The sequence below is a fragment of the Aminobacter carboxidus genome, assembly GCF_014863355.1.
Lineage (GTDB): Bacteria > Pseudomonadota > Alphaproteobacteria > Rhizobiales > Rhizobiaceae > Aminobacter > Aminobacter carboxidus.
The window spans coordinates 37,479-63,556 of record NZ_JACZEP010000001.1; the positions used below are offsets into that span (position 1 = coordinate 37,479).

The 26,078-nt window shown below is 63.1% G+C and carries 20 protein-coding genes and 1 tRNA gene; 11 read left to right on the forward strand and 10 right to left on the reverse strand.

Going from position 1 to position 26,078, the window contains the following annotated elements; genetic code table 11:
- Window positions 1-97: 97 nt before the first annotated feature.
- Window positions 98-340 (reverse strand): SMc00767 family acetate metabolism repressor, encoded by a 243-nt coding sequence (locus IHE39_RS00170; protein WP_067965227.1) that lies wholly within the window; start codon window positions 338-340, stop codon window positions 98-100.
- 93 nt (window positions 341-433) lie between these two features.
- Complete coding sequence (gene aceA / locus IHE39_RS00175) at window positions 434-1,723, reverse strand: isocitrate lyase (RefSeq protein WP_184771386.1); 1,290 nt, start codon at window positions 1,721-1,723, stop codon at window positions 434-436.
- A 245-nt stretch (window positions 1,724-1,968) separates the two neighbouring features.
- Between aceA and IHE39_RS00180 the strand changes: the two genes are divergently transcribed.
- Window positions 1,969-3,411: a helix-turn-helix domain-containing protein gene (locus IHE39_RS00180; protein WP_184771384.1), complete on the forward strand. Its 1,443-nt coding sequence runs from the start codon at window positions 1,969-1,971 to the stop codon at window positions 3,409-3,411.
- A gap of 5 nt (window positions 3,412-3,416) precedes the next feature.
- Here IHE39_RS00180 and IHE39_RS00185 read toward each other — a convergent pair whose 3' ends face one another.
- Window positions 3,417-5,474, reverse strand: coding sequence for a putative bifunctional diguanylate cyclase/phosphodiesterase (locus IHE39_RS00185; RefSeq protein WP_192565101.1), 2,058 nt, complete (start codon window positions 5,472-5,474; stop codon window positions 3,417-3,419).
- A gap of 295 nt (window positions 5,475-5,769) precedes the next feature.
- Here IHE39_RS00185 and IHE39_RS00190 point away from each other — a divergent pair, with 295 nt between their 5' ends.
- Window positions 5,770-7,137, forward strand: coding sequence for a hypothetical protein (locus IHE39_RS00190; RefSeq protein WP_192565102.1), 1,368 nt, complete (start codon window positions 5,770-5,772; stop codon window positions 7,135-7,137).
- Window positions 7,138-7,156: 19 nt separating this feature from the next.
- Here IHE39_RS00190 and IHE39_RS00195 read toward each other — a convergent pair whose 3' ends face one another.
- Together IHE39_RS00195 and IHE39_RS00200 are read right to left on the reverse strand one after the other, a co-directional pair.
- A complete protein-coding gene (locus IHE39_RS00195; protein ID WP_192565103.1) occupies window positions 7,157-8,398 on the reverse strand; it encodes an MFS transporter in 1,242 nt (413 codons plus the stop codon).
- A complete protein-coding gene (locus IHE39_RS00200) occupies window positions 8,395-8,943 on the reverse strand; it encodes an NADPH-dependent FMN reductase (RefSeq protein WP_192565104.1) in 549 nt (182 codons plus the stop codon). The genes IHE39_RS00195 and IHE39_RS00200 overlap by 4 nt, the downstream gene beginning before the upstream one ends.
- 263 nt (window positions 8,944-9,206) lie before the next feature.
- Here IHE39_RS00200 and IHE39_RS00205 point away from each other — a divergent pair, with 263 nt between their 5' ends.
- From IHE39_RS00205 to IHE39_RS00230, 6 genes are all read left to right on the forward strand, one after another.
- Complete coding sequence (locus tag IHE39_RS00205; RefSeq protein ID WP_184771375.1) at window positions 9,207-10,163, forward strand: DMT family transporter; 957 nt, start codon at window positions 9,207-9,209, stop codon at window positions 10,161-10,163.
- 240 nt (window positions 10,164-10,403) lie between these two features.
- Entirely contained in the window at window positions 10,404-11,504 is a 1,101-nt protein-coding gene (locus IHE39_RS00210) for a polyamine ABC transporter substrate-binding protein (RefSeq protein ID WP_184771373.1), read from the forward strand.
- Between the two features lie 66 nt (window positions 11,505-11,570).
- Entirely contained in the window at window positions 11,571-12,710 is a 1,140-nt protein-coding gene (locus IHE39_RS00215) for an ABC transporter ATP-binding protein (protein WP_192565105.1), read from the forward strand.
- Between the two features lie 8 nt (window positions 12,711-12,718).
- Window positions 12,719-13,630 carry an ABC transporter permease subunit gene (locus tag IHE39_RS00220; RefSeq protein WP_184771369.1) on the forward strand — a complete coding sequence of 304 codons (912 nt, stop codon included), beginning with the start codon at window positions 12,719-12,721 and terminating at the stop codon, window positions 13,628-13,630.
- Between the two features lies 1 nt (window position 13,631).
- Entirely contained in the window at window positions 13,632-14,450 is an 819-nt protein-coding gene (locus IHE39_RS00225; RefSeq protein WP_184771367.1) for an ABC transporter permease, read from the forward strand.
- Between the two features lie 166 nt (window positions 14,451-14,616).
- Window positions 14,617-14,928 carry a YMGG-like glycine zipper-containing protein gene (locus IHE39_RS00230; RefSeq protein WP_067965203.1) on the forward strand — a complete coding sequence of 104 codons (312 nt, stop codon included), beginning with the start codon at window positions 14,617-14,619 and terminating at the stop codon, window positions 14,926-14,928.
- A 118-nt stretch (window positions 14,929-15,046) separates the two neighbouring features.
- Here IHE39_RS00230 and IHE39_RS00235 read toward each other — a convergent pair whose 3' ends face one another.
- The 4 genes from IHE39_RS00235 to IHE39_RS00250 form a co-directional block, all read right to left on the reverse strand.
- On the reverse strand, window positions 15,047-15,349 hold the full coding sequence (locus tag IHE39_RS00235) for a hypothetical protein (protein WP_192565106.1): 303 nt from the start codon (window positions 15,347-15,349) through the stop codon (window positions 15,047-15,049).
- Window positions 15,350-15,376: 27 nt separating this feature from the next.
- The gene (locus tag IHE39_RS00240; protein WP_192565107.1) at window positions 15,377-15,670 is read right to left on the reverse strand and encodes an I78 family peptidase inhibitor; all 294 of its coding nucleotides are present in this window, start codon (window positions 15,668-15,670) and stop codon (window positions 15,377-15,379) included.
- Window positions 15,671-15,784: 114 nt separating this feature from the next.
- Window positions 15,785-15,861: transfer RNA gene (locus IHE39_RS00245), tRNA-His, on the reverse strand.
- A gap of 307 nt (window positions 15,862-16,168) precedes the next feature.
- A complete protein-coding gene (locus tag IHE39_RS00250) occupies window positions 16,169-16,627 on the reverse strand; it encodes a phasin (protein WP_184771363.1) in 459 nt (152 codons plus the stop codon).
- 243 nt (window positions 16,628-16,870) lie between these two features.
- Here IHE39_RS00250 and IHE39_RS00255 point away from each other — a divergent pair, with 243 nt between their 5' ends.
- The 3 genes from IHE39_RS00255 to IHE39_RS00265 all read left to right on the forward strand — a co-directional run bounded on the left by IHE39_RS00255 (window position 16,871) and on the right by IHE39_RS00265 (window position 23,780).
- Window positions 16,871-20,629, forward strand: a complete 3,759-nt coding sequence (locus IHE39_RS00255) for a PAS domain S-box protein (RefSeq protein ID WP_192565108.1) — start codon at window positions 16,871-16,873, stop codon at window positions 20,627-20,629.
- A gap of 248 nt (window positions 20,630-20,877) precedes the next feature.
- Entirely contained in the window at window positions 20,878-21,924 is a 1,047-nt protein-coding gene (locus tag IHE39_RS00260; protein ID WP_192565109.1) for a Fe(3+) ABC transporter substrate-binding protein, read from the forward strand.
- Between the two features lie 101 nt (window positions 21,925-22,025).
- A complete protein-coding gene (locus IHE39_RS00265) occupies window positions 22,026-23,780 on the forward strand; it encodes an ABC transporter permease (RefSeq protein ID WP_434781268.1) in 1,755 nt (584 codons plus the stop codon).
- A 252-nt stretch (window positions 23,781-24,032) separates the two neighbouring features.
- On the opposite strand, the gene IHE39_RS00270 is transcribed toward IHE39_RS00265, so the two are convergent.
- On the reverse strand, window positions 24,033-25,991 hold the full coding sequence (locus IHE39_RS00270; RefSeq protein ID WP_192565111.1) for an acetoacetate--CoA ligase: 1,959 nt from the start codon (window positions 25,989-25,991) through the stop codon (window positions 24,033-24,035).
- Window positions 25,992-26,078: the final 87 nt, after the last annotated feature.

Here is a 26,078-nt window from a genome sequence, read left to right on the forward strand (position 1 = left end):
CGACAGTTGAACGTAGCCTTGAGCAGTGCCGCAAAAAACAAACCCCGCCCGCAGCAGGGGCTGCGGACGGGGTCCGTGGGGGCAGAGGGAATGCTTGTCAGCCGTGCGGCTGCTGGGTCACGATGACCGGGATCAGCAGGTCGCCCCAGTTGCCGTCACCGCCATGGTGGCGGGCCGAGCGGACCAGTTCCACCGACACGCCGGCCTCGACTGCCTTCATGACCGACTGGTTGAGGCGGTGCAGGTCGTTGGCGACGATACGGATCACGGCCTGCTGGTCGGCGCTCATGGTCGTCGCCTGTTCTTCGGCTCGTTCCTTGACACGGGTACGCGGTGCCATTGTGGTTCTCCTCGGTGGTTGCCTTTGCCCTTGCGGGCGTTGCCTCTGGCGGTGCCCGGAGGCCTTGTGCCTCCGGGGTAGCTTGAGCCAGGCCTATTCGGCGGCCGGGCGGAACTGTTCGTGTTCGGTCGATTCGTGCATCGCGGTCGTCGACGACTTGCCGCCTGATATCGCCATCGACACGGCATCGAAGTAGCCGGTGCCAACTTCGCGCTGGTGCTTGGTCGCGGTGTAGCCGTTCACTTCGGCTGCGAATTCCGCTTCCTGCAGCTCCGAATATGCCGCCATCTGGCGATCCTTGTAGCCGCGGGCCAGCTCGAACATGCCGAAGTTGAGCTGGTGGAAGCCAGCCAGCGTGATGAACTGGAACTTGTAGCCCATCGCGCCCAGCTCGCGCTGGAACTTGGCGATCGTCGCGTCGTCGAGGTTCTTCTTCCAGTTGAACGACGGCGAGCAGTTGTAGGCCAGCTTCTTACCCGGGTGCGCCTTGTGCACGGCCTCGGCGAACTTCTTCGCCTGGGCGAGGTCAGGCTTGCCGGTTTCCATCCAGATCAGGTCGCAGAACGGTGCGTAGGCGATGGCGCGGGCAATGCAGGGCTCGATGCCGTTGCGCACCTGGTAGAAGCCTTCCACGGTCCGGCCGGCGTCATAGTCGACGAAAGGCTGGTCGCGCTCATCGATGTCGGACGTCAAGAGCTTGGCGGCTTCAGCGTCGGTACGGGCGACGATCAGCGTCGAGGTGCCCATCACGTCGGCGGCGAGACGCGCGGCGTTCAGGTTGCGGATATGCGCCGCGGTCGGGATCAGCACCTTGCCACCGAGATGGCCGCACTTCTTTTCCGAGGCGAGCTGGTCCTCGAAGTGGACGCCGGCGGCACCTGCCTCGATGAAGGCCTTCATGATTTCGAAGGCGTTAAGCGGGCCGCCGAAGCCGGCTTCGGCGTCAGCCACGATCGGGGCGAACCAGGTGTCGACCGACAGGCCCTTGCCTTCCGAGGTCTCGATCTGGTCGGCGCGCTGCAGCGTGCGGTTGATGCGCTTGACCAGCTCAGGTGCGGCATTGGCCGGGTAGAGCGACTGGTCGGGATACATCGCCGAGGCAGTGTTGGCGTCGGCCGCAACCTGCCAGCCCGAGAGGTAGATCGCCTTCAGGCCGGCGCGGACCTGCTGCATCGCCTGGTTGCCGGACATGGCGCCGAGCGCGTTGACGAAGTTCTCCTCGTGGATGAGCTTCCACAGGCGGTTGGCTCCCATTTCGGCCAGGGTCTGCTTGATCTGGACGGAGCCGCGGAGCCGCTTCACGTCCTCCGGGGAATAGGGGCGCTCGATGTTATCGAAGCGGCCTTCCGGGGCTGAAGGGACGAGGTTGTAAAAATCAGTCATTGTCGACTCCGTCTGGTCACTTGGTTCTGGGGGCGGTCGCCGCGTCTTGGGTTTGTTGCGGCAATTTCTATGTGACTTGTTTGACATTGCAGCGCCGAAGCAGCCAGAAAATTCAACAAATTGCGGCTCATATTAGGGAAAACCTGTATTGTGTTTGACAGATGGCGGCTGTAAAATTGTAAAAAATGTAAAAGGTCGGGTAGGGCAAAACCCCTACTTTCGTTGTAAAAATGGTGTAAAAGCCGATGGCCGAGCAGAAAATCTTCGCCGGGCCGCGCATCAGGCGCATCCGCAACCAGAAGGGCCTGACCCAGACGGCGATGGCCGAGGGGCTCGGCATTTCGCCGTCTTATCTCAACCTCATCGAGCGCAACCAGCGCCCGCTCACGGTGCAACTCATCCTCAAGCTGGCCTCGGTCTACAAGGTCGACCCGGACGAGCTGCAGGGCGAGGCGAGGGGCTCGATCGCAGCCCTTCGCGAGGTCTTCGCCGATCCGCTGCTGTCAGGCGAATTGCCGGGCGATCAGGAACTGGTTGAGATCGCCGAAGCCGCACCCAATGCCGCCTCGGCGGTGATCAAGCTGTTCCGCGCCTACCGCGAGCAAGCAGAACGCCTGTCCGATCTGACCGAACTGCTGGCCCGGGAAGGCCACACCACCGCCCTGTCGGGCGCGCGCCTGCCGATCGACGAGGTGCACGAGGTGTTCGAGCGCCGGCCCAACCATTTTACGTCGCTGGAGGAAGAGGCTGAGGCGTTCACCACATTGCTCGATCCCGGCGACGATCTGTTCGGCGCGCTGAAAGGCTGGCTCAGGCGTGAGCATGGCATCGTCGTCAAGGTGCTGCCGGTCGCCACCATGCCTAACTGGCGCCGCCGCTACGACCGCCATTCGCAGCGGCTGTTCCTGTCCGAACGCCTGTCGCCGTTCGACCAACTGCGCGAAGTGGCGATGGAGGCGAGCCTGATCCGCATGCAGGTCGCGGTCGCGGCCGAGATCCAGGCGCTGAAGCTGACCTCGGACGAAGCGCGTCGGCTCGCCCGCTTCGAGCTCGGCCGCTACGCCGCGCACGCACTGATGATGCCTTACCAGGCGTTCCATTCGGCTGCCCAGCGCGCCCGCTACGATGTCGATGTGCTGCGTTCGCGTTTCGGCGTGTCGTTCGAACAGGCGGCGAACCGGCTGACCATGCTGCAGCGCCAGGGCACCTCGGCGGTGCCGTTTTTCATGCTTGAGGTCGACAACGCCGGCAACCGCTTCCGCAAGGCCGGCGCGCAAGGCTTCCCACAAAGCCGCTTCGGCGGTGGTTGCCCCAAGCTGCCGGTGCATGCTGCTTTCACCCAGCCAGGCCAGATCTTCGTCGAAGCTGTTGAGATGCCCGATGGCGCCGAGTTCCTGTGCGTCGCGCGTACACTTGAAGGACCACAAGGCGCATTCAGCGAGCGTCCCAGGCGAACTGCGATCCTGCTCGGCTGCGACATCGCCTTTCGCGACGAAATCGTCTACGGCGCAGCCCTTCCGGCCCTCGCCGTCGGCGCCAAGCCAGGCACAGTGACCGCCACGCCGGTCGGCCCGGCCTGCCGGCTGTGCGAGCGCTCGGGCTGCCTGTCGCGTGCCGAACCACCGATCACCAGGCCGCTTGGGCTCGACGAGATGGTGACCGGCCTGTCAGCCTTCGATTTTCAGTAAGCGGATCAGGCGCTCAGCTTGCCAAGCGCTCCCTCGTCGTCTTGCCAGGCGCCTGTCTGGGCGAGGGCATGCGCGGTGGATGAGTCCACCGGGCGACCATAGAGGAAGCCCTGCGCTTCGTCGCAGCGCCGGTCCTTGAGGAAGGCTGCCTGGAAATCGGTTTCGACGCCTTCGGCCAGCACCGGGATCGACAGCTTGTGGCCGAGTTCGATCACCGTTTCGATGACGCTGGTCGCCTGCGCCTGCCGGCCCAGCGCATTGAGGAAGCTGCGATCGACCTTGATCTTGTCGAAGGGGAAAGAAAACAGCGTCGACAGCGACGAATAGCCGGTACCGAAATCGTCCATGGCAACGCGGACACCCAGCGCCTTGATCTTGCGCAGCACGAGCAGCGCCTGGCCGGGATTGTCGATCAGCATGGTCTCGGTGATCTCGATCTCAAGCCGTGTCGGCTCAAGGCCCGTCTCATCAAGGATTTCGGTCAGCCGTTCGGCGAAATTGGGCCGCATCAGCTGTACTGGCGAGACGTTGACGGCAACGCCTATGGGTGCCGGCCATTGCGTTGCCTCTTGGCAGGCCTGAATCAACACCCAGTCGCCGATCTCGACGATGATGCCGGTCTGCTCGGCGACGGGAATGAACTCGGCTGGCGAAACCTCGCCAAGTGCGCTGCTGTTCCAGCGCAGCAGCGCCTCAAAACCGAGCAGTTCGCGCTGCTTCATCGAAATCTGCGGCTGGAACACCAGGCGCAGCGCACCGTCGGCAATGGCGCTGCGCAGGCTGATGGCGATCTGGCCGCGGCGGCGGCCGTCCTCGTCGGCGTCGGCGTCATACCAGCACCAACTGCCGTCCTGCAGCTTCTTGGATCGGTACATGGCAAGGTCGGCGCGCGTCGTCAGTTCGTCGACGCTGTCGCCATCCTTCGGATAGACCGAAATGCCGATGCTGGCGCTGGTCGAAAAGCGCCCCTTGCCCAGTTCGTTGGGACGCGAGAAGGCGTCGCTGATGCGGGCCGCGAACTCCTCGACCTCGTTCTCGCGGGTGAACGGCTTGACGGCAATGAACTCGTCGCCGCCGATGCGGGCAAAGAACTCGCCGTCGATCAACGCGGTCCGCAGGCGCGCGGTCGTCTGGATCAGCACGGCATCGCCCGCCGCATGGCCGTAAACGTCGTTGATTTCCTTGAAGCGGTTGAGGTCGATGGCAATGATTGCCAGCGACGTTCCACCCGCCTGCTTCAACCGCAGCGGAAGTTCGTCGCGGACCGCGGCGCGGTTGGGCAGGCCGGTCAGCGGATCGTGCATGGCAAGGTGCTTGAAATGCGCGACGGCATCCTGCTGGCCTTGCTCTTCGGCAAGGTGGGTGACGGCGCCGAGCACCACCACAAGCACGGTAACCACAGTCACGAGGATTGCCAGCACGCTGTCGGACATGAGCTGGCCGGGGACGAACACCCGCGGGTCAGGCGTGATCTGCACCGCACCCATGGCGGTGAAGTGCATCATGCCGATCCCCAGGATGAGGGCGGCCATGCCGGCATGCTGGCTGTGGCGGGTCGTCCCCCGCGCCACGCGGTTGGTCGCGAGCATGCCGAGTGCCGCGCCGGCGAGGATCGAAAAGGCAACGAAGGCCGGGTCGTAGGTAATCGTTCCGGCAACCACGAAGCCGCGCATGCCGGTAAAATGCATCAGTGCGATGCCGGCGCCGATGATGGCGCCGCCGGCTTCGATCATCCAGCCGCGCTCGCGGCTCGCGGCGATCAGGAAGCCGGCCATCGATGTGGTGATCGCAAAGGCTAGCGACAGTACGGTGAAGTTCGGTTCGAAACCGTGTTCGACATTGGGGAGAAAGCCGAGCATCGCCAGGAAATGTGTCGTCCAGATCGTCATGCCGCCGGCGACGCCGGCCATGAATATGAACGCCGCGTGCTTGGCGCGCCTGACATTGCGAGCGCGGGCAAACAGACGCATCGATACCACGCAGCCCAGCGCGCAGATGGTCAAGGCTGCTGCGACAAAGCGGTAGTCATGTTCGGTGACGAGGCAGTTGAGTACGGTCAGCATGATCGGTTCCTTGCGCGTCGGCCGAAAATTGGGTCGTGTTCGGAATGTCGACGCGCAGATTCAAGATTTTGAACTGGCCTTATCAGGGGCAAACCTTGCCGATCCGTTTCCTTACGTCGGGGCAGAGAGCGCTGGTTGATGTGCCAGGTAATTGAACGTCGCGCGCTTCGCCACCATGTGCTCTCCCGAACTGGGACATGACCCAGTATTTGGAGAGGTGGCGATGAGTAGTTCTGGTGGTGGGCATAAGTGGAGGCGATGGCTGAAACGCGGAACGATCGCGATCGCGGCATTGATGATCGTCGTTGTTTTGCCACTGACTTTCATTCTGTATCCGGTGTTCAAGCCATATCCGGAGGTAACCCCACCCACTGGCGATTCCCTGGCTGAGAAGAACGCGCAGGATTTGGCACATCTTCGCAATATGCATCTGATCGAGCGAAGCTTTGACGCTCAAACCAGCAAGACGTTTGTCCACGCGGTCGACGAACTTGCCGCCCGCGCCTCCGACCTTGATCGGCCCGCACTGGCGATGGCCGCAGCCAAGGCGGTCGCCCTTGCCCGAAACGGCCACACCAATGTTCTCGGCCTTGCCGGCGGACTAGGCTTCAACGCTGTCCCGCTGCGCTTCGGCTGGTTTGCCGACGGTCTTTTCGTTGTCCGCACGACGTCAGAGCATCGTGATCTTCTGGGCGCGCAAATCCTGACCTTGAATGGCCGGTCGCCCGAAGAACTGGTCGCAGCGTTGCGCCCATATGTCGGCGGCACCGACACATACGCCCGGGAACTGTCGCCGAATTTCATGATTTCGCCGGAACTGCTTCATGCGGCCAAGCTGGCGGGCAAGCCGGATGAAAGCGAGTTCCGTTTTCGCAAGGCTGATGGCTCCGAAGTCGAGCGCACGCTTGGCGTATTGCCAGGCAAAGGCGAGCCTACGACCAGAACCGTGTGGCCAAGGCGGGACCTCAGCCCGATTGCTCCCGACAAGAGCGACGCCGCGTGGGCCCATGTCCTCGACGGTGTCGAGACACCACCTTACCTGTCGCGCCCCGACCAGAATTTCTGGCATGCCTACCTCGAAGCTGACGATATCCTCTACGTGCAGCTCAATCGGTTCCGCGATCAGGAGCCGGTTCTGATGTCCGACTATCTCTCGGAATTGCTTGCCGAAGCCGGCAAGCGCAAAGTCAGGCACGCTGTCGTCGATCTCAGGTTCAGCCCAGGCGGCAACTACATGCTTGGCACCGACTTTTCACGTATGCTGCCGGACGTTGTGCCCAGCGGCCGCATCTTCATCCTGACCAGCGGCAATACGTTTTCGGCGGCGATCAGCATTGCGTCGCGGCTGAAGTACTACGCCGGTGAGCGTGCCGTGCTGGTCGGTGAGGAAATGGGCGACGCCGGCCAGATGTGGGGCGAGGGCGGCACGACTGTCATGCCCAACTCCAGGATCGCGTTCCGATACACCACCGCTTATCACGACTGGGAAAACGGCTGCCGGCTGTCGCAGGTAACCACCTGCTTTCTGCCGAACTATTTCTATGGCACTGCGGCGGGCTCCCTGCTGCCCACGGTTCCAGTCGCCCAGACCTTCGCCAGTTACGCCGCCGGCGATGATGTCGTTCTGTCGCAAGTGCTGAAGCTGGCGAAACAGCACAAGTAGGAGCAAAGGCAGGCCTCTGCTAGCCGCGAAAGTCCGCCTTTTTTGTCCTGTCGGTCCTTGCGGGCAGGACTGCCACCGCACCGCCAAGAACCGCGATGCAGCCCACGACAAGTCCGGTGTAGAGGTATGTGTTGGCAAAGCCGAATGCCGCGATCATCGGCTGGCTGACGAAGGGCGAGATGAAGTGGCCAGCGAAAATGCTGGCCGTCATGCCGCCGGCAACGCGTCCGCGCATGTCGGGCGCGGCGGCTGCCATTGCGGCTGCTGCGATGTTGGGCATGATCATTCCGAGGCCCAGGCCGACCACCCCGGCGGCAAACAGGACGGTGACCAGAGAATTCGCCAGCCCGAGCAGGATGTAGCCTGTCGCCATCAGGCCGAAGGCGAGCCCGAACACGCCGATCACGCCAAGCCTGGCGCGCAGGCTGGCGTATGCCAGGGCGGCAATGGCTCCGATCAGGTTGCCGAGCCCGATGGCGAGGCCCGCCAATGTCGGCGACCCGATGCCCATGGCGTTGAGATGGAACGGCAGCTGGGTAGGCAGCAGGTAGAATGCGACGCTGTTGAACACGGCCGCGATGTAAACGGCAAAGACGGCAAGCCACGCTGTGCGGGCCGAGGCCTGCGAGGCCACGCTCATTGTCGACAGGCGGCTGCGCACCGGCTCGTCGATGAACGCAATGATCGCCGGGATCAGCAGCAGGGACAGCCCGTAGACGGCGAAGGGCGCGCGCCAATGCAATTCGGCGAGCATGCCGCCGCCAGTCAGGAAGATCAGTCCCCCAAAGCCGACGAATGCCGACTGGTAGCCCATGAAGCGGTCGCGCGCGGGACCGCTGAAATAGTCGCCGACAAGCGCTGTCGCCGTCGTCATGACGCCGGCGACAGCAACGCCGAGCAGCGCGCGCCCGACGAGCAGCCCGGGCAGGCTGTCGGCCAGCAGTCCCGACATGCCGCCCAGCCCGTAGAGCAGGGCGGCAACGATCAGCAGCGGCCGGCGACCGAAGCGGTCGGCAAGCCCGCCGGCGAACGGTGCACAAATGACGATGGACAGCGCCGGCAGCGTCAGCACGAGCCGTGTCAGGATCTCGACGTTAGGACTGCCGGCGAAATGGCTCTCGATCGCCGGCAGCGACGGCGAGATGGTCGCGCCCGCCATGATCGTCAGTGTGCTGATCAGAAGCAGCGTCGTGTTGCGGCCGGCATGCCGGTCGGGCGTGGCCAATACTTCCGCGGCCTGAACCTGTTGCAGCGCGCTCATGCCGCCACCTCGAGGTAAGGCGTGTTGGTTCGTGCCTCGCGCAGGTTGAGCGCCCACCATTGCAGCCTTGCGAGCAGCGCCGACATCGCCTTGCGCGAGTCGCGCGGGTCCATCAGCGTGCCGTTGCGGTCGAACTTGCTCCAGGCGCTGGCAAAACTCACCGTGTCGCGGATCGCCACGACATGCAGCTCGGCGAACACCAGGCGCAACTGCTCTATGGCCCGCAACCCGCCAGAAATACCGCCATACGACACGAAGGCCATCGGCTTGGCCTGCCATTGGATGTTGTGGGCGTCGATCAGCGCCTTGAGGTCGGCGGTGTAGCCGTGATTGTACTCGGGCGTCACCACCAGGAAGGCATCGGCATCATCGAGGCGGCGGGCGACGTCGGTGCGGTTCCTGGCAAGGTCGCGTGGGTCGACGAAGTCGATGGCAAACTGCTGATGCCCCGTCACCTCGGCCGCGACCCAATTGACGACGGTATCGCAGAAACGGCCCTCGCGGGCACTGCCATAGATGATGGCGAGCTTGATTCTCTGGGGCATTTCGGGTGGCTCCAAGTTGTTTTTCGTGTTGGAGCCGCTTCTGTAGAACCTCAACTAATATTGAGGTCAAGCGGAAAATCGCGCGTGGTGAAATTGTCTGCGTCGACACAGCCGCCAGTGATCGTCTGCAGCGGGCGCGGTTTGCCACAACGATCGCCATGGGCTGGACCTCGCCGGATCTGGCCCGATGAGGTAGCGAATTGGACCGTTTCAAGTCGTTTTGAGCATATCCAGCCACCCCCAAGGTCATCGATACTGAGGCCATGACAGACCCGGCAGTCCCGCTAGCCAATGCCATCGCTCCGCAGGTTTCGCGGCGGGACGAGCGTTTCGGCATAGCATTGGTGTTCCTGTCGGCGCTGATGTGGAGCCTGGGCGGCGCCATCGGGCGCTTCATCGAGATCGACGACATCTGGACGGTGGTGTTCTGGCGCTCGTTCTGGGCGGCCGCCTTCCTTCTGTCCTTCATGGCCTGGCGCGATGGCTGGCGCGGAACGCTGCAATTGTTCCGCGGCATGGGACTGCCCGGGTTGCTGGTGGCGATCTGCTTCGCCACGGCTTCGACATCGTTCGTCGTTGCCCTTGCCTACACCACCGTCGCCAATGTGCTGTTGATGCAGGCCGGCGTGCCTTTGCTGGCGGCGCTGTTTGCCTGGGTGCTGTTTCGCGAGCGGGTGGCGCTGTCGACATGGGCGGCGATCGTGGCGGTGATCGTGGGCGTGGCGATCATGGTCTCCGAGTCGCTGACCGGTCAGGTGTCGCCGATCGGCGACGGCCTCGCCTTGCTGATTGCGGTGGTCTTTTCGGTCGCCACCGTCATCACCCGGCGCTTCTCGCATGTGCGCATGACGCCGGCCACCTGCCTCGGCACGATGATTGCGGCCGCTTTTGCCGCCTCCCAGGCCTCGGCTTTTGCGGTCTCGCCGCGCGACATGGGGTTCCTGTTTGCGTTCGGCGTCGTCAATCTCGGGCTTGGCCTCGCCTTCTTTGCAACCGGGGCAAGATTGATCCCCGCAGCCGTTGCCGCCCTGATCGGTACGTTCGAGCCGATGCTGGGACCGATCTGGGTGTGGCTGGTGCATGCCGAAGTGCCGTCGGTCCGCACCATCGCTGGAGGTGCTGTCATTTTTGCAGCTTTGCTTGTGCATTTGGCACTCGAATTCAGGCGTCAGGCGCAACCGCAAAGACCGGGTGTCACCGGCATGCCGATGCCGGATTGAGCAATCGATTGTTTACCATTGACAATACTACCGTCCGGCGGGCAGGCTGAGCCCGAGGGTAACAACAATACAGGCGTATCTTGCCAGGTTCCACTGCCGGGGCTTCGGTGTCCGCAGATGTAAATCGCCGTACCGTTTGCGCCGAGCCGCGAGCCGGCGGGAGCGCGCTACCTTCATCACTCGATTTTTGTACAGGACCAGGATGTGCCGGGACGGGCGCGTCCGCAAAAGGAGACTGCCATGAACCGTAGAGCGCTCTGGCTGACCGCCGCGTCAGCCCTAATCGCCGTGTTTACGATCCCCGCCAGCGCCCAGGAGCGCGTCGTCAACGTCTACAACTGGTCTGACTACATCGACTCCACGATCATCGAAGACTTCACCAAGGAGACCGGCATCAAGGTCGTCTACGACGTCTACGATTCCAACGAAATCCTCGAAACCAAGCTGCTCGCCGGCGGTAGCGGCTATGATGTCGTGGTGCCGACGGCCAGCCCGTTCCTGGCGCGCCAGATCCAGGCCGGCGTCTACCAGAAGCTCGACAAGTCCAAGCTGCCCAATTTGGCAAACGTCTGGGACGTGGTGAGTTCGCGTACCGCCGCCTACGATCCGGGCAATGAATACTCGGTCAATTACATGTGGGGCACGGTCGGCATCGGCTACAATCAAAAGAAGATCAAGGAAGCGCTCGGCATCGACAGGATCGACAGCTGGGACGTGGTCTTCAAGCCGGAACAGCTGGCCAAGCTTGCTGATTGCGGCGTCTACCTGCTCGATTCTCCAACCGACATTCTGCCGACCACGCTGAACTATCTCGGTCTCAAGCCGCAGTCGACCGAACTGGGCGATCTCTCCAAGGCGGAAGAGGCATTGCTCGCGGTTCGGCCGTCGATCCGCAAGTTCCATTCGTCGGAATATATCAACGCGCTCGCCAATGGTGACATCTGCCTGGCCGTCGGCTGGTCGGGCGACATCTTCCAGGCGCGCGACCGTGCCGCCGAGGCGGACCAGGGCGTCGTCGTCGACTACGTCATCCCCAAGGAAGGTGCGGAGATGTGGTTCGACCAGATGGCGATCCCGGCCGATGCCCAGCACGTTGCCGAGGCGCATGAGTTCATCAACTACATGATGAAGCCGGAAGTGACGGCCAAAGCCTCGAACTACATTTTCTACGCCAACGGCAACAAGGCGTCGCAGCAGTTCATCGACAAGGAGATCTCGGGCGATCCGGCGATCTATCCGGATGAAGCAACGCTCGCCAAGCTCTTCACCGTGCCGCCCTATGATCCCAAGACCCAGCGCATCGTCACCCGCAGCTGGACCAAGATCGTCACGGGACAATAACTTCAGGCAGACGAGCCCGGCGCCATCGGCGCCGGGTTTCGCATCAGGGGCAGGTGGGAGTGGGACATGAAATCGCTCGGCAATATCCGCAGGGAGTTTGCGCCCTGGAACAAGCCAGACGCCAAGCCCTACATTCAATTCAAGGACGTCACCAAACGGTTCGGTGACTTCACCGCCGTCAACAATCTGTCGCTGTCGATCTACGAGCGCGAATTCTTCGCGCTGCTCGGCGCCTCGGGCTGCGGAAAGTCGACGCTGCTGCGCATGCTCGCCGGCTTCGAGGAGCCGACTTCCGGCCAGATCCTGCTCGACGGCCAGGACCTGCGCGGCATCCCGCCCTACCGGCGGCCGGTCAACATGATGTTCCAGTCCTACGCGCTGTTCCCGCACATGACGGTCGAGCAGAACATTGCCTTCGGCCTCAAGCAGGACGGCATGCCCAAGGCCGAGATCGATCAGCGCGTCGCCGACATGCTCAAGCTGGTCAAGCTTGGCCAGTTCGCCAAGCGCAAGCCACACCAGCTGTCGGGCGGCCAACGCCAGCGCGTCGCACTCGCACGGGCGGTCGCCAAGCGACCCAAGGTCTTGCTGCTCGACGAGCCGCTCGGCGCGCTCGACAAGAAGCTGCGCGAGGAAACCCAGTTCGAACTGATGGACCTGCAGCAGACGCTCGGCCTGACCTTCGTGGTGGTGACCCACGACCAGGAAGAGGCCATGACCATGGCCGACCGCATCGCCATTCTCGACAAGGGCGAAGTGATGCAGGTGGCAACACCTGCCGAGGTCTATGAGGCGCCGGGCTCGCGCTTCGTTGCCGACTTCGTTGGCAATATCAACATGTTCGAAGGCAAGGTCGCCGACCGCGACGGCACGGGCGCTACCATCGCCAGTGCCAATGGCGTCACCATCCGCACCGCCAATGCCGGCGACGCTGCAGCCGGCAGCGAGGTCGCCTTCGCCATCCGGCCCGAGAAGATCAAGGTCTCGTCGAAGAAGCCGGAAAGCGGCGACAATGTCATGGAAGGCGAGATCTACGACATCGCCTATCTCGGCGACATGACCATTTTCCACGTCCAGCTCGGCAACGGCCAGGTGGTCAAGGCGAGCTCGCTCAATGCGACGCGCGCCACCGAAGATCCGTTGAGCTGGGACGACAAGGCCTGGATCTCCTTCCGGAACGACGCCGGCGTCGTTCTGACGCGATAGGTGGGGAGATGAAACACCCGCTCTCAGCCATCACCGACCGCCTCGTCATCGCCGTTCCTTATCTCTGGCTGCTGGTTTTCTTCCTCATCCCGTTCTTCATCGTCTTCAAGATATCGCTGTCGACGACGGCGATCGCAATGCCGCCCTACACGCCGACACTTGGCCTTGCCGACGGCTTTTCAGGGCTGTTGTCGCAAATCAGCGAGCTCAGCTTCGACAACTATCTCTGGCTGACGCAGGACGCGCTCTACTTCAACGCTTATGTCTCGAGCGCCATCATTGCCGGCATCTCGACGTTTCTGGCGCTGCTTGTCGGTTACCCCATCGCCTACGGCATGGCGCGGGCGCCGGCGACGATCCGGCCAACGCTTCTGATGCTGGTGATCCTGCCGTTCTGGACCAGCTTCCTGATCCGCGTCTACGCCTGGATCGGCATCCTCAAGCCCGAAGGGCTGCTCAACCAGCTGCTGCTGGCCACCGGCATCATCGACCAGCCGCTGGTGATCCTCAACACGCATTCGGCGATCTTCATCGGCATCGTCTATTCCTACCTGCCATTCATGATCCTGCCGCTCTATTCGGCGCTGGAGAAGATGGACTATTCGCTGATCGAGGCAGCACAGGATCTCGGTTGCCCGCCGGCCTCCGCGTTCTGGAAGATCACCTTCCCGCTGTCGCTGCCTGGCGTCATCGCCGGCTGCCTGCTGGTGTTCATCCCGGCCGTCGGCGAGTTCGTCATCCCCGACCTGCTCGGCGGCTCGCAGACGCTGATGATCGGCAAGACGTTGTGGAACGAGTTCTTCGCCAATCGCGACTGGCCGGTCTCGTCGGCGGTGGCGGTCATCCTGCTTCTGCTGCTCGTCGTGCCGATCATGTTCTTTCAGCAGGCGCAGGCACGCGCCCAGGAACAGGGGCGCTGAGATGAACTCGAGCTGGAGCCGCTTCAACATCACGGCCATCGTTCTGGGCTTTGCCTTCCTCTATCTGCCCATCGTCTTGCTGGTCATCTTCTCCTTCAACGAATCGAAGCTCGTCACCGTCTGGGGCGGCTTCTCGACCAAATGGTACGTCTCGCTGTTCAACAATCAGGGCCTGATGGACGCGGCGTGGGTGACGATCCGCGTCGGCCTGATCTCGGCGACGATGGCGACCGTGCTCGGCACGCTCGCGGCACTGGCGCTGACCCGCTACACCCGGTTCCGGGGCAGGGTACTGTTTTCCGGCATGGTGTTTGCGCCGCTGGTCATGCCGGAGGTCATCACCGGCCTGTCGCTGCTTTTGCTGTTCGTCGCCGTAGGCCTCGACCGCGGCTTCTTCACCCTGACGCTTGCGCACATCACCTTTTCGATGTGCTTTGTTGCCGTCGTGGTGCAATCGCGTCTGGTCACCTTCGACCGTTCGCTTGAGGAAGCGGCGATGGATTTGGGGGCGCCACCGGTGAAGACCTTCTTCCAGATCACGCTGCCGGTCATCCTGCCGGCGATCATTTCCGGCTGGATGCTGGCTTTCACACTCTCCATCGACGACCTGGTGATTTCGAGCTTCACCTCGGGCCCGGGTGCAACCACCTTGCCGATGAAGATCTACAGCCAGGTCCGTCTCGGCGTGACACCCGAGATCAATGCCGCCTGTACAATCCTGATCGCCATCGTGGCTGTCGGTGTCATCGCCGCCTCGCTGGTCAACAAGCGCCGCGAGGTCCAGCGTCTGCGTGACGAGCAGGCAGCACAGCGGGGGTGATCTGGCGCGTCGGGTCCGTCGCCAGCAACGGCGCCGACAAGTGGCGCGGATGGAGATGAAAAGGTCCTGGAGCGGCCGAAAAGGCCAGAGTTTCCAAGGATATGCCACTAGATAAGCAAAAGTCGCCATGATAGCGTCGTGGCGATTGTTTCAAGGAGTAGGGTTGATGACGCGTTTTCTGGCTACAGCTGCAGCTTTGTCTTTCGTCGCATTGGCCGCTACGGCCTGTAACACCCCACAGGAACGCGCCGTTGGCGGCGGTGCAGTAGGTGCCGTAGGCGGCGCCCTCGTCGGCCAGGCCATCGGTGGCAACACCGGCGCGACCGTTGCAGGTGCCGTCATCGGCGGCCTTGCCGGCGCGATGATCGGCGCAGGCACCGCACCTGGCGAATGCCGCTACCACCAGTACGACAACCGTGGTCGGCCGATGTACGACCGCTACGGCAAGCCGGTGACCTATCTGGCTCCCTGCCAGTAAGCACCTCCGCCTTCGCGGCCAATTTCGTCCCTCGGGACAGCAAAACGGCGCGCTTCTGATGAAGCGCGCCGTTTTGCGTCTTCGGTGTAGCCGCTTGGCCGAGTTCCGTCTGCGCCGCCTAGCGGTGGTCCAGTTCGCGCAGATAGTCCGCAATGGCCTTGGCCGTTGCCTCCGCCGCTGGCCGAGACACCTGCGATAGCCCCATGTGGTCGCTGGCAATCAGCAGCAGATAGTCGGTTGCCTTCTTCACCGGCCAGCCATCCCGAAGCCCTGACGCGGCTTCGATCAGGTAGCTATCGTATTCATCGGCGAAAGGCTCGTTGCGCCAGTCCGCACCGAGGGTGAGCAGGCCGATAGGGTCCCAGGCCGACCAGCCGATGTCACGCAGCCTTGAAAGGGCCAGGGCTTTCCAATCGGGCATGACGGCCACCTGCGTTCGCGACCGATGTCAGCCGCAGAACGCGCGGACGATCTTGCCGGTCGCAGGGTCGGTTTCAACAGTGACACGCTCCTGTCGGAAATCCATCGTCGCGGGATCGCCCGGCTTGTGCTGTCGCACAATGGTCGCGCCGGTAAGGCGCTTCACCTCGTCGTCGGCGATCCGGTCCTTGCCGGCTATTGATTCTGCGGCAGTGCCATCGCAGATTCCTGATGTCGGTTGGCCCACGGCAGGCTCGTTCTGGCATCCAGCGAGGACGATCATCGTCGTGGCAACGCCGGCAGCAAGGCGCAGGTCGATCATGGGTAGGCCTTTGATTCGCAACTTTGGCAGACGATCAGGCCGGAATGCGGCTGCAGTATGCGCAAGGCCATGCTGCCTGTGATCGATGCTTGATGCTGTCTTGGGGGGAAGGAATGGTACGGTTGGGTGGGCTCGAACCACCGACCTCCGGATCCACAATCCGGCGCTCTAACCAACTGAGCTACAACCGCGTACCTGTTGGTGCGGCGTCAATACGGACTCTTCGGACGCATTTCAAGAGCTTTGCGCATATTCCACTGCGGCGATTTGCGCGGCCTGTGGGAACTCGTTGAAATCCGGCGCTTCGGCATCGCAAAAAAAGAAAAAGGCCGGCGGGAGGAGGTGCCGGCCTTTTCCTTTATGTGACCAGCGGGAGGAGGTGCTGGCCGCTTCGCCCGGCAGGCAGAGGGAGGAGGAACCACCCGCCGGGTATCTTGTTCACTTTTGATTGGTGTAGGATCCTTTCCGAAAATCGAAGTCGATTTTCGGGGTCATGCACTAAGCGGCCTTGAGGTCTTTCAGCGCCTTTTCGAAAGCGGTCTTGACCGGCTTCGAAACGTCTTCGGCGGCCTTCGAGGCAACGGCCTGGAATTCCTTGGCCTGCTCGACGGTCTGCTCGACGCGGCTGCGCAGGTAGGAGGTCTGCAGCTCAACGATCTCGGAGAGCGTCTTGGCGCCGGCGAGAGCTTCGAGGTGCGAGAAACCGGCCTCGGCATTGGTGCGGAGCGCGGCGATCGCCTTGAGCGACAGCTCGTTGGTCACGCTGCGGGCGGTCTCGTAGCTGGTCTCGATGGTCTTCTGGGCTTCTTCGGCACCGGTCTTGAGCTTGGTGTAAGCTTCCTTGGACTGCTCGACGCCCTTTTCGGCGAAGACGCGGAACTGGTCGGTGGCCTTGGAAACGTCGAAGCTCGGCATTTCAATGTTGTCTGCGAATTCTGCGGTCTTGGTCTTGGACATTGTCTCACCCTGTGGACTGGACGGGGTGGTGTCACCCGTCTCGTTTATTCGCATGTCTCATATAGGCCATTCGATTGTGCATTGCAATATCTATGTTGCAGTGCACCATTTCCAGGCTGGTGCGGGTTAACCACGTGACGAGAATAATCTCGCTCTATGACACCTGTTTGCTAGACCTTGGCGATGACGGCTTTTATTAACAAAGCGTTAATTGTGAGAATGCGTGCCTTGCGGGACATGTGAATGCCGTCAGCAGCTTATTCCTTTATCGACGTCGCGGTCGTCGATCGTGTCCGCCAGCGTTTCGCTGCCGGCGACGCTATCGTCGTGCTGTCCGTCGATCTCGAGGACGTGTTCTGGGCCAATGGCCCCGGCGCTGCCGTACTCGGCTATGACGACATCGATGCGGTGATCGGCGCGCCGTCGCGCCTGGGGCCGATTGCCCGGCGCCAGATCGAAGCGACATCGGGTTTTCCCGGAATCGGCCGCGACCGCTCCATCATGGTGCGCGTGGCATCGGGCCTGACCAGCAGCGCCGTTGCTTTTGTCGCCAGTTCGGTGCGGATGCCGGATGGCGCGCCCGCGGTCATGCTCGCTGTGCCTGCTGCATCGCGCGGAGCCAGAGACATCGCTGCCAACGCCATCAGCGGCTTCACCGAGCTGGGGCATTTCCTGGCTTTCCTCGACGCCCATGGCGAGGTCGAGGCGGCAACTGACGGCTTTGACGCGCTCGGCATCGCGCCTTCGACGCTGGCCGGACTGGTTTCAGCGGTCGGGCGCGAGCGCGACCGCATCATCAAACGGGCAATCCCCGCGACGGGCGGCTATCTGCCGGCCGGAGTGGCGCGGCTGACCGATGAACCGGCACGGCACCTGCTTGTCGTCGTCGACGAACGCCTCGAGGTCATGGAAGACGCCGCGGCCGGCGAGGACCTGCCCGACGCAAGCGCCTTGCGCGCGGATGTTTTGCATGGCGAGCCGAAAGGCAGCCAGGTGCCGGCGCCAGCTATGGCGCTGCCGCAGGACCATGCCGAGCACGACCACTGGTATTTCAGCCCCGAGGAACGCGAAAGCCAGGCCGGCGCCACCGTTCGCGCCATGGCCGAAAGGGCGGCTGCGGCGCAGGTCGAAGCCGAAAGCACCGAAACTGACTTCATCGAAGCATCTGTCGCCGACGAACCGGCTTCCCAGCCGGAGCCGGTCGACGAATCGGCTGACGTTTCGCAGCCCTTGGGCGAGCCCGTCGCTGCCGTCGAAGCGCCAGTGGCCGCTCATCCCGCGCCATCGCAGCCGGCGCCACCCAAATCCGCGCCTGACCGTTCGGCAGCACCGGTCCGCTTTGTCTGGCGCACTGACGCAGAAGGCCGCTTCAGCGCCATCTCGCCGGAATTCGCGGCCGTGGTCGGCGACCATGCGGCTGATGTCGTCGGCCGCCGCTTCCAGGATGTTTCCACCACATTCGAACTCGACCCCTCGGGCGAGATCGCAGGTCTTCTGCAGCGCCGCGACACCTGGTCCGGCCGCTCTGTGCTCTGGCCCGTCGCCGGCACCGACAGGCGCATCCCGGTCGACCTCGCTGCATTGCCGGTCTATGGCCGCGACCGCAGCTTCGAGGGTTTTCGCGGCTTTGGCGTGGCCCGCCCCGGCGAGGCGGTCATCGACCACGAGCGCATCGGACTGGCACTGGTTCCCAACGACAAACATCCCGAACACGTCGAACCGCAGGCTGGCGCAGGCGAAGGGCCGGCTGCCGCCGAACCCGCCGCCATCGAACCAGTTGCCGCCGATCCGGTAGCAGTCGAGCCCGTCGTGACATCGCCCGAAGCCGGCAAGGCGCAGGTCAGCCAGAAGGAGGTCGCAGAGCCTCGTCCTGTTGATCCTGCGCTGGCTTCTGACTTGAAGAGCGCTGACGACCCCTTCGCGGGCGAAGTGCCGGCCCTGGAGATCGACCGCAGGCATGATCGGCGCTATTCCGACAAGGTGATCCGCCTGGCCGAACATCGGCTGGCAACGCCGGAAGAGGCCGCTAACGGCAAGGGCCTTTCCTCCACCGAGCGCAGCGCCTTCCGCGAGATCGGCGAGAAGCTGAAGCGGGCACACGAGATCGTAGCGGCAAGGCAGCAGGCAGCTGCTGCAGAGGCCGACGAGACGCCGGAAGCGGAGAAGTCCGCTGCGGATAAGCCCGTTGCGGAGACGAATGGCGAGGCGGCGTCGGCGGAGATTGCCGGCTATTCGGAAGCCGCGGCCGCGGAAACCGCCGAGCACGAGCCGGTGGCTGCAGACGCCTCTGAGCATGCGCCTGTGGCTGCAGAGCCGGACGCGCATCGGTCAACGGACGCCCCAGAGGCGGCGGCGATTGACGTGGCCCTGCCGGCGCCCGTCGAGCAGCCTCCGGTCGAGAGCGCCGAAATCGTGTCGCTGTCGTCAGTGCGACCGGTCGAACCGATTGTCGAACAGGTTGAAATCGAACGCGACCAGCCGGAAAAGCCACCTTTGCGCGCCGAAGACGTCATTCCGTCCTTCGCCGCCGGGCGCGACACGCCTGTCGATGCACCTATCCTGGAGCAGTTGCCGGTGCCGGTGCTGATCCATGCCGGCGATGTGCTGCATTACGCCAATGCCGAGTTCCTCGTCCTGACCGGCTACGGCTCGGTCGGCGAATTGGCGCGGGCAGGCGGCCTCGATGCCTTGTTCGCCGAGAGCTATGGCGACGAGCCCGGTTCGGACCACGACCTGAAACTGAAGACCCGCGATGGCGAGGAGTTTCCCATCGAGGCGGTGCTGCGCTCGGTGCCGTGGCAGGACGGCAAGGCGCTGATGCTGGTCGTCCGCCGCATCAGTGCCGACGACGATGTCGAGAGCGCCGTCGAACAGGTGGCCGAACTCGAAGAGCGTCTCGCCGAGATGCGCACGATCATCGACACTGCCACCGACGGCGTGGTGCTGATCGATCGCGATGGCGCCATCCGGTCGATCAGCCGTCCGGCCGAGGCGCTGTTCGGCTTCGACAGCGACGAGGTCACCGGCAAGCCGTTCTATTCGCTGTTCGCGATCGAGAGCCAGCGTGCCGCGCGTGACTATCTGGTCGGGCTTTCCGAACATGGCGTGGCCAGCGTGCTCAACGATGGCCGCGAGGTCATCGGCCGCGAGTCGCAGGGCCGCTTCATTCCGCTGTTCATGACCATCGGCCGCCTGCCCAACGACAGCGGCTTCTGCGCCGTGGTCCGCGACATCACCCAGTGGAAGCGTGCCGAGGAGGAGTTGACCCAGGCACGCACCTTGGCCGAGCGGTCGTCGTCGCAGAAGACCGACTTTCTCGCCCGTATCAGCCACGAGATCCGCACGCCGCTCAACGCCATCATTGGTTTTTCCGAGCTTATGGTCGACGAGAAGTTCGGCCCGGTCGCCAATGACCGCTACCGCGACTATCTGCGCGATATCAACCGCTCCGGCAATCACGTGCTGTCGCTGGTCAACGACCTGCTCGACATCTCCAAGATCGAGGCCGGACAGCAGGAGATGGACTACGAGGCGGTGTCGCTCAACGACACGCTGGCCGAGACCGTCGCGATGATGCAGCCGCAGGCCAATCGCGAGCGCGTCATCATCCGCTCGAGCTTTGCCTCGCGCCTGCCCGAGATCGTCGCCGACAGGCGCAGCATCCGCCAGATAGCGCTCAACGTCCTGTCCAATGCCGTGCGCTACACCCAGGCCGGCGGTCAGGTGATCGTCTCGACCTCCTACGAGACCTCGGGCGACATCGTCATGCGGGTGCGCGACACCGGCATTGGCATGAGCCAGGCCGAGATCGAGCAGGCGCTCAAGCCTTTCAAGCAGATCAACTCGCTGAAGCGCTCGCGTGGCGATGGCACCGGTCTTGGACTGCCGCTGACCAAGGCCATGGTCGAGGCCAATCGCGCCCGTTTTGCCATCGCATCGACGCCCGGCGAGGGTACGCTTGTCGAGGTCACTTTCCCCTCGACACGGGTCCTTGCCGAGTAGTTGGTTGTTAGCAAGGTGCGACATTTCCGCACATTTTCGTGAACAATCCATGCGACTGTTAGAAATTGTCGAACAAGCCATTGAATCCGGTACGAAATACTCCAGTTTAGAAATATTCTAAACTATTGATATGACTGGCCTTTAAACTTGACCGTATGAGTCACGATGACCATAGGGGAGACAGCCTCGAAATCGAGGCTGCCATATGTTCCTCGAGGGAATTTGCCCCCTTTGGCCAGGAGAGAAAAATGAAGTTTGGAAACGCCAGGTCGGCTCTCGCCGGCGGTGCCCTTGCGATTGCGGCGCTGTTCACCACGTCGGCGCTCGCCGACGGTGTCGTCAACATCTACACCTATCGCCAGCCGGATCTGATCAAGCCCGTTCTCGATGCCTTCACCGCCGAGACCGGCGTCAAGACCGAGGTTCTGTTCCTCGACAAGGGTCTTGAGGAGCGCATTCTGGCCGAAGGCGCCAATTCGCCTGCCGACGTCATCATGACCGTCGACATCGCCCGCCTGACCTCCGCCCAGTCCAAGGGCGTGACCCAGCCGGTGGTCGACGAGGAGGTCAACAAGCTGCTGCCGGCCGAATACCGCGATCCGGAAGGCAACTGGTTCGGCGTCACCAAGCGCGCCCGCGTAATCTATGCCTCGAAGGATCGGGTCAAGGACACCGCCATCACCTATGCCGACCTCGCCGATCCCAAGTGGAAGGGCAAGATCTGCATGCGTTCGGGCCAGCACGACTACAACCTCGCGCTGTTCTCGGCTGCGATCGCCCATTGGGGCTCGGAAAAGACCGAAGAGTGGATGAAGGGCCTCAAGGCCAATCTCGCCAAGAAGCCTGATGGCGGCGACCGTCCGCAGGCTGGCGCGATTGCTGCCGGCGAATGCGACATCGCCATCGGCAACACCTACTATGTCGGCCTGATGCGCAACAACGAGAAGGATCCGAAGGAAAAGGAATGGGGCAACGCCATCAACGTGCTGTTCCCGACCTTCGAGAACGGCCTGACCCACGTCAACATCTCGGGTGCCGCGCTCGCCAAGAACGCGCCGAACCGTGACAACGCCGTCAAGCTGATCCGCTTCCTGGCCAGCCACAAGGCGCAGCAGGTCTACGCCGAGAAGAACTACGAATATCCAGTCGAGCCGGGCCTGGAGCCGTCCGAGACGGTCAAGGCATTCGGCGAGCTGAAGGCGGACACGCTGCCGCTGGTCGACATCGCCAAGGGCCGCAAGGCCGCGTCAGAGATGGTCGACCGCGTCGGTCTCGACGACGGCCCGAGCAGCTGATAATCGGGTACATGAACTGAGGAAGAGCCGGGCCGGGCGATCGGTCCGGCTTTTCTGCATTGGCGCATCGGCCCGAGTATCGGCATCGATCTTCGGACAGCATGATGCGTAGGCACAAAGGACGGGAAGTGCCCTTGCCGACGACAGGCGGAGCAGGTTCGGGGGTTGCAGACGTGGCGTCAGCCGCGAACGCCCGCGCCTTGCCGGTCAAGCGCCTGCGCCATCCGCTTATCGGCACGTTGGCGCTAGCCGTCGGCGTCATCGTCATCCTGCCGGTGCTGTCTCTTGCTTTCGTTGCTCTTTCCGGCACTGGCGAGGACTGGCCGCATCTGATCGCCAACGTGCTGCCGGGCGCTGTCAGCACGACCCTGGCGCTGCTGGCCATGGTCGCGGCACTCACCTCGGTTGCCGGCGTCGCCTGCGCCTGGGCCGTTGTCGCCTATGATTTCCCATTCCGCCGCATCCTGTCCTGGGCGCTGGTGTTGCCGCTGGCCGTGCCGCCCTATCTCGCGGCCTATGCTTTCGGCGAGTTCTTCCATTACCAGGGGCCGGTGCAGGGTCTGGTGCGGGAGATTTTCGGCTTTCAGACGATCCGCGACTACTGGTTTCCCGACATTCGCTCGACCTGGGGAACGGCCTTCGTGCTGGCCTCAGTGCTCTACCCTTATGTCTATCTCACCACCCGCATCGTCTTCCTGATGCAGGGCCGCAACATTGCCGACGTCGCGCGCACGCTCGGCGCCTCGCCGGCGCGCGTGTTCTGGCGCGTGCTTCTGCCTGTGGCGCGGCCAGCCATTGTTGCCGGCGTTGCCCTGGTATTGATGGAGACGATCAACGACATTGGTGCGGCCGAGTATTTTGGCGTCCGCACGCTGACGGTTGCCGTCTACACCACCTGGCTCAACCGCGGCAGCCTGGAGGGCGGCGCCCAGATCGCGCTCCTGATGCTGGTGCTCGTCCTGCTTCTGCTCGTCGCCGAGCAATGGGCGCGCCGGCGCCAGCGCTTCCATTCCGGGCGCGGCACCCATCTGAAGGTCCACCCGCCGCGCACAGCGCTCAAGGGCTGGAGGCGCGTCGCCTTGCCAGCTGCCGTGTCGCTGCCGATACTCAGCGGCTTTGGCGTGCCGATCACCATCTTTGGCCAGTATGCCTCGCGCCGGCTCGAGCAGTTCGTCTCGCCCGATGTCGCCAGCGCATTCCTCAACAGCCTGATGACCGCGTCGCTGACGGCGACGCTGACCGTCGTCATCGCGCTGTTCCTGCTCAATGCCCAACGCCTGTCCAAGGGCCGTGTTATGGCAGCCACCGTGCGGCTTGCCTCGGTCGGTTACGCCCTTCCCGGTGGCATTCTCGGCCTCGGGCTATTGTTCGTGCTGGCGCGCTTCGACAATTCGCTCGATGCTTTCGCCCGCGCCTGGCTCGGCTTTTCGACCGGGCTTTTGCTCACCGGCTCGGCCGCGGCGGTAATCATCGCCTGTACCATCCGTTTCGTTGCCCTGGCCGAGGGTGCTGTCCGCTCCGGGATGGAAAAGCTGCCCGGCAGCCTCGACGAGGCGGCCCGCAGCCTGGGCAAGACGCCGGCGCAAAGCGCCACCAGCGTATTGCTGCCATTGCTCAAGCCAGCGATCCTGACAGCCGCGGTCCTGGTCTTCGTCGACACCGTCAAGGAACTGTCGGCGACCATCCTGCTCAGGCCCTTTGGCTTCAGCACGCTCGCGACCCATGTCTACGAAAATGCCTCGCGCGGTGTGCCGGAAGAGGGCGCGGTGGCGGCAATTGTCATCATCGTCACGGCGATGGTGCCGGTGGTGCTGCTTTCCGGCGCGCTGGTGCGGGATGCCGAGGCGTCGCTCTAAGTTCTTTTTAGAACAAGCTAAAGAAAAAGGCGCCGCTGGGGCGCCTTGAAGGTAGATGCTGTTTCAACGGGGACTTGAGCTGAACTGGCGATCCTCAGCGACGAGGAAAGGGATTTCTCCCTCAAGTTGATAATGACTATCGGGGTCGAAACTTAACAACACCTTACCCAGGTGGTGAAAAATTTACGAAAGTGTACCACTCCTGAAGTCTAGGTAAATTTGGTGGTTACCCTTCGTTAAGCATACCCGGTTTCAGCTCCTGAGTTGCTCGATGTCGCTATAGAGTTCGAGCGCCTCCGGGTTGGCGAGCGCTTCCTTGTTCTTGACCGGACGGCCATGGACGATGTCGCGCACGGCAAGCTCGGTGATCTTGCCCGACTTGGTGCGCGGAATGTCGGTCACAGCAACGATCTTGGCCGGCACGTGGCGCGGACTGGCGCCGGTGCGGATCTTTGTCCGGATGCGCTTTTCCAGGCTCTCGTCGAGGGTGACGTCGGGCGCGAGGCGGACGAACAGAACGACGCGCACGTCGTCGTCCCAGTCCTGGCCGATGCAGATCGCCTCGGCGATCTCGGGCATCTGCTCGACCTGGTTGTAGATCTCGGCGGTGCCGATGCGCACGCCGCCGGGGTTCAACGTCGCGTCCGAGCGGCCATGGATGATCATGCCGCCATGGGCTGTCCATTCGGCGAAGTCACCATGGCACCAGATATTGTCGAAACGCTCGAAATAGGCGGCGTGGTACTTCTTGCCGTCGGGATCGTTCCAGAAGCCGATCGGCATCGCCGGGAAGGCCTTGGCGCAGACGAGCTCGCCCTTCTCCTGGCGTACCGGCTTGCCGTCATCGTTCCAGACATCGACGGCGAGGCCGAGGCCCGCGCCCTGGATCTCACCGGTCCAGACGGGTTCGGTCGGCACGCCGAGCACGAAGCACGAGACGATGTCGGTGCCACCCGAGATCGAGGCCAGGTGGATATCCTTCTTGATGCCGTCATAGACGAAGGCAAAACCTTCCGGCGACAGCGGCGAGCCGGTTGACGAGATGGTACGGACCGCAGACAGGTCGTGGCTGTCGATGGGCCGCAGGCCGGCCTTGCGCACCGAATCGATGAACTTCGCCGAAGTGCCGAAATAGGTCATCTTCTCGGCATCGGCGAAGTCGAACAGCACGTTGCCGTTAGGATGGAACGGTGAGCCGTCATAGAGCAGGAGTGTCGCCTCCGAGGCGAGGCCCGAGACCAGCCAGTTCCACATCATCCAGCCGCAGGTGGTGAAGTAGAAGAAGCGGTCGCCCGGCTCGAGACCGGCATGCAGGCGCTGCTCCTTGAGATGCTGGATCAGCGTGCCGCCGGCGGAATGCACGATGCACTTGGGAATTCCGGTCGTGCCCGACGAAAACAGGATGTAGAGCGGATGCGAAAAGGGCAGGGCCTCGAACGTCACCGCCTTGGCCGAAAACGGCGCAAGCGCGTCATCGAGCGCCTCGGCCTTGCCGATAGTCGCGGCAACGTCTTGCGCGGTGCCGAGATAGTCGACGACCAGCACTTTGGCCACGCTGCCAAGCTTGTCGGCAACGGCTGATATCTTCTGCCCGACCTCGATGTGCTTGCCGCCATACCAGTAGCCGTCGGGAGCGATGAACAGCTTCGGCTCGATCTGGCCGAAGCGGTCGAGCACGCCCTGTTCGCCGAAATCGGGCGAGCATGACGACCATACGGCACCGATCGAAGCTGTCGCCAGCATCGCTGCAACCGTCTCCGGCATGTTCGGCATCATCGCAGCGATCCGGTCGCCCTGTTTGACGCCAAGCGAAACGAACAGCTGCTGCAGCTGCGATACCAGTGCAGCAAGCTCGTCCCAAGTAACCCGGCGCTCGACCTTGTCCTCACCACGGAAGACGATGGCCTCGCCGCTGCCCGAGCCGCGCAACAGGTTCTGCGCGAAGTTCAGCCTGGCATCGGGGAAAAATTGCGCGCCCGGCATCTTGTCGCCGTCGATGAGCCCGCGTCCGCCCTTGTCGCCGATGACGCCGCAGAAATCCCAGACCAGGTCCCAGAACGCCTCGCGCTCGGCGATCGACCAGCCGTGCAACTCGGCATAGCTCGAAAACGACCGCCCCGCGCGCTCGCCAGCCGCAGCCATGAACGCCGTGAGAGGCGCTTGCGCCACCTGCGTTGACGAGGGCATCCAAAGCGGCTTTTCGACAGTCATTGGCATCTCTCCCAGAACGCGCATGGTTATGCATGTCGCACTGCAGCAGATCAAGGAAATGTCGATTAGCGCCATTGCGCTGTGCGC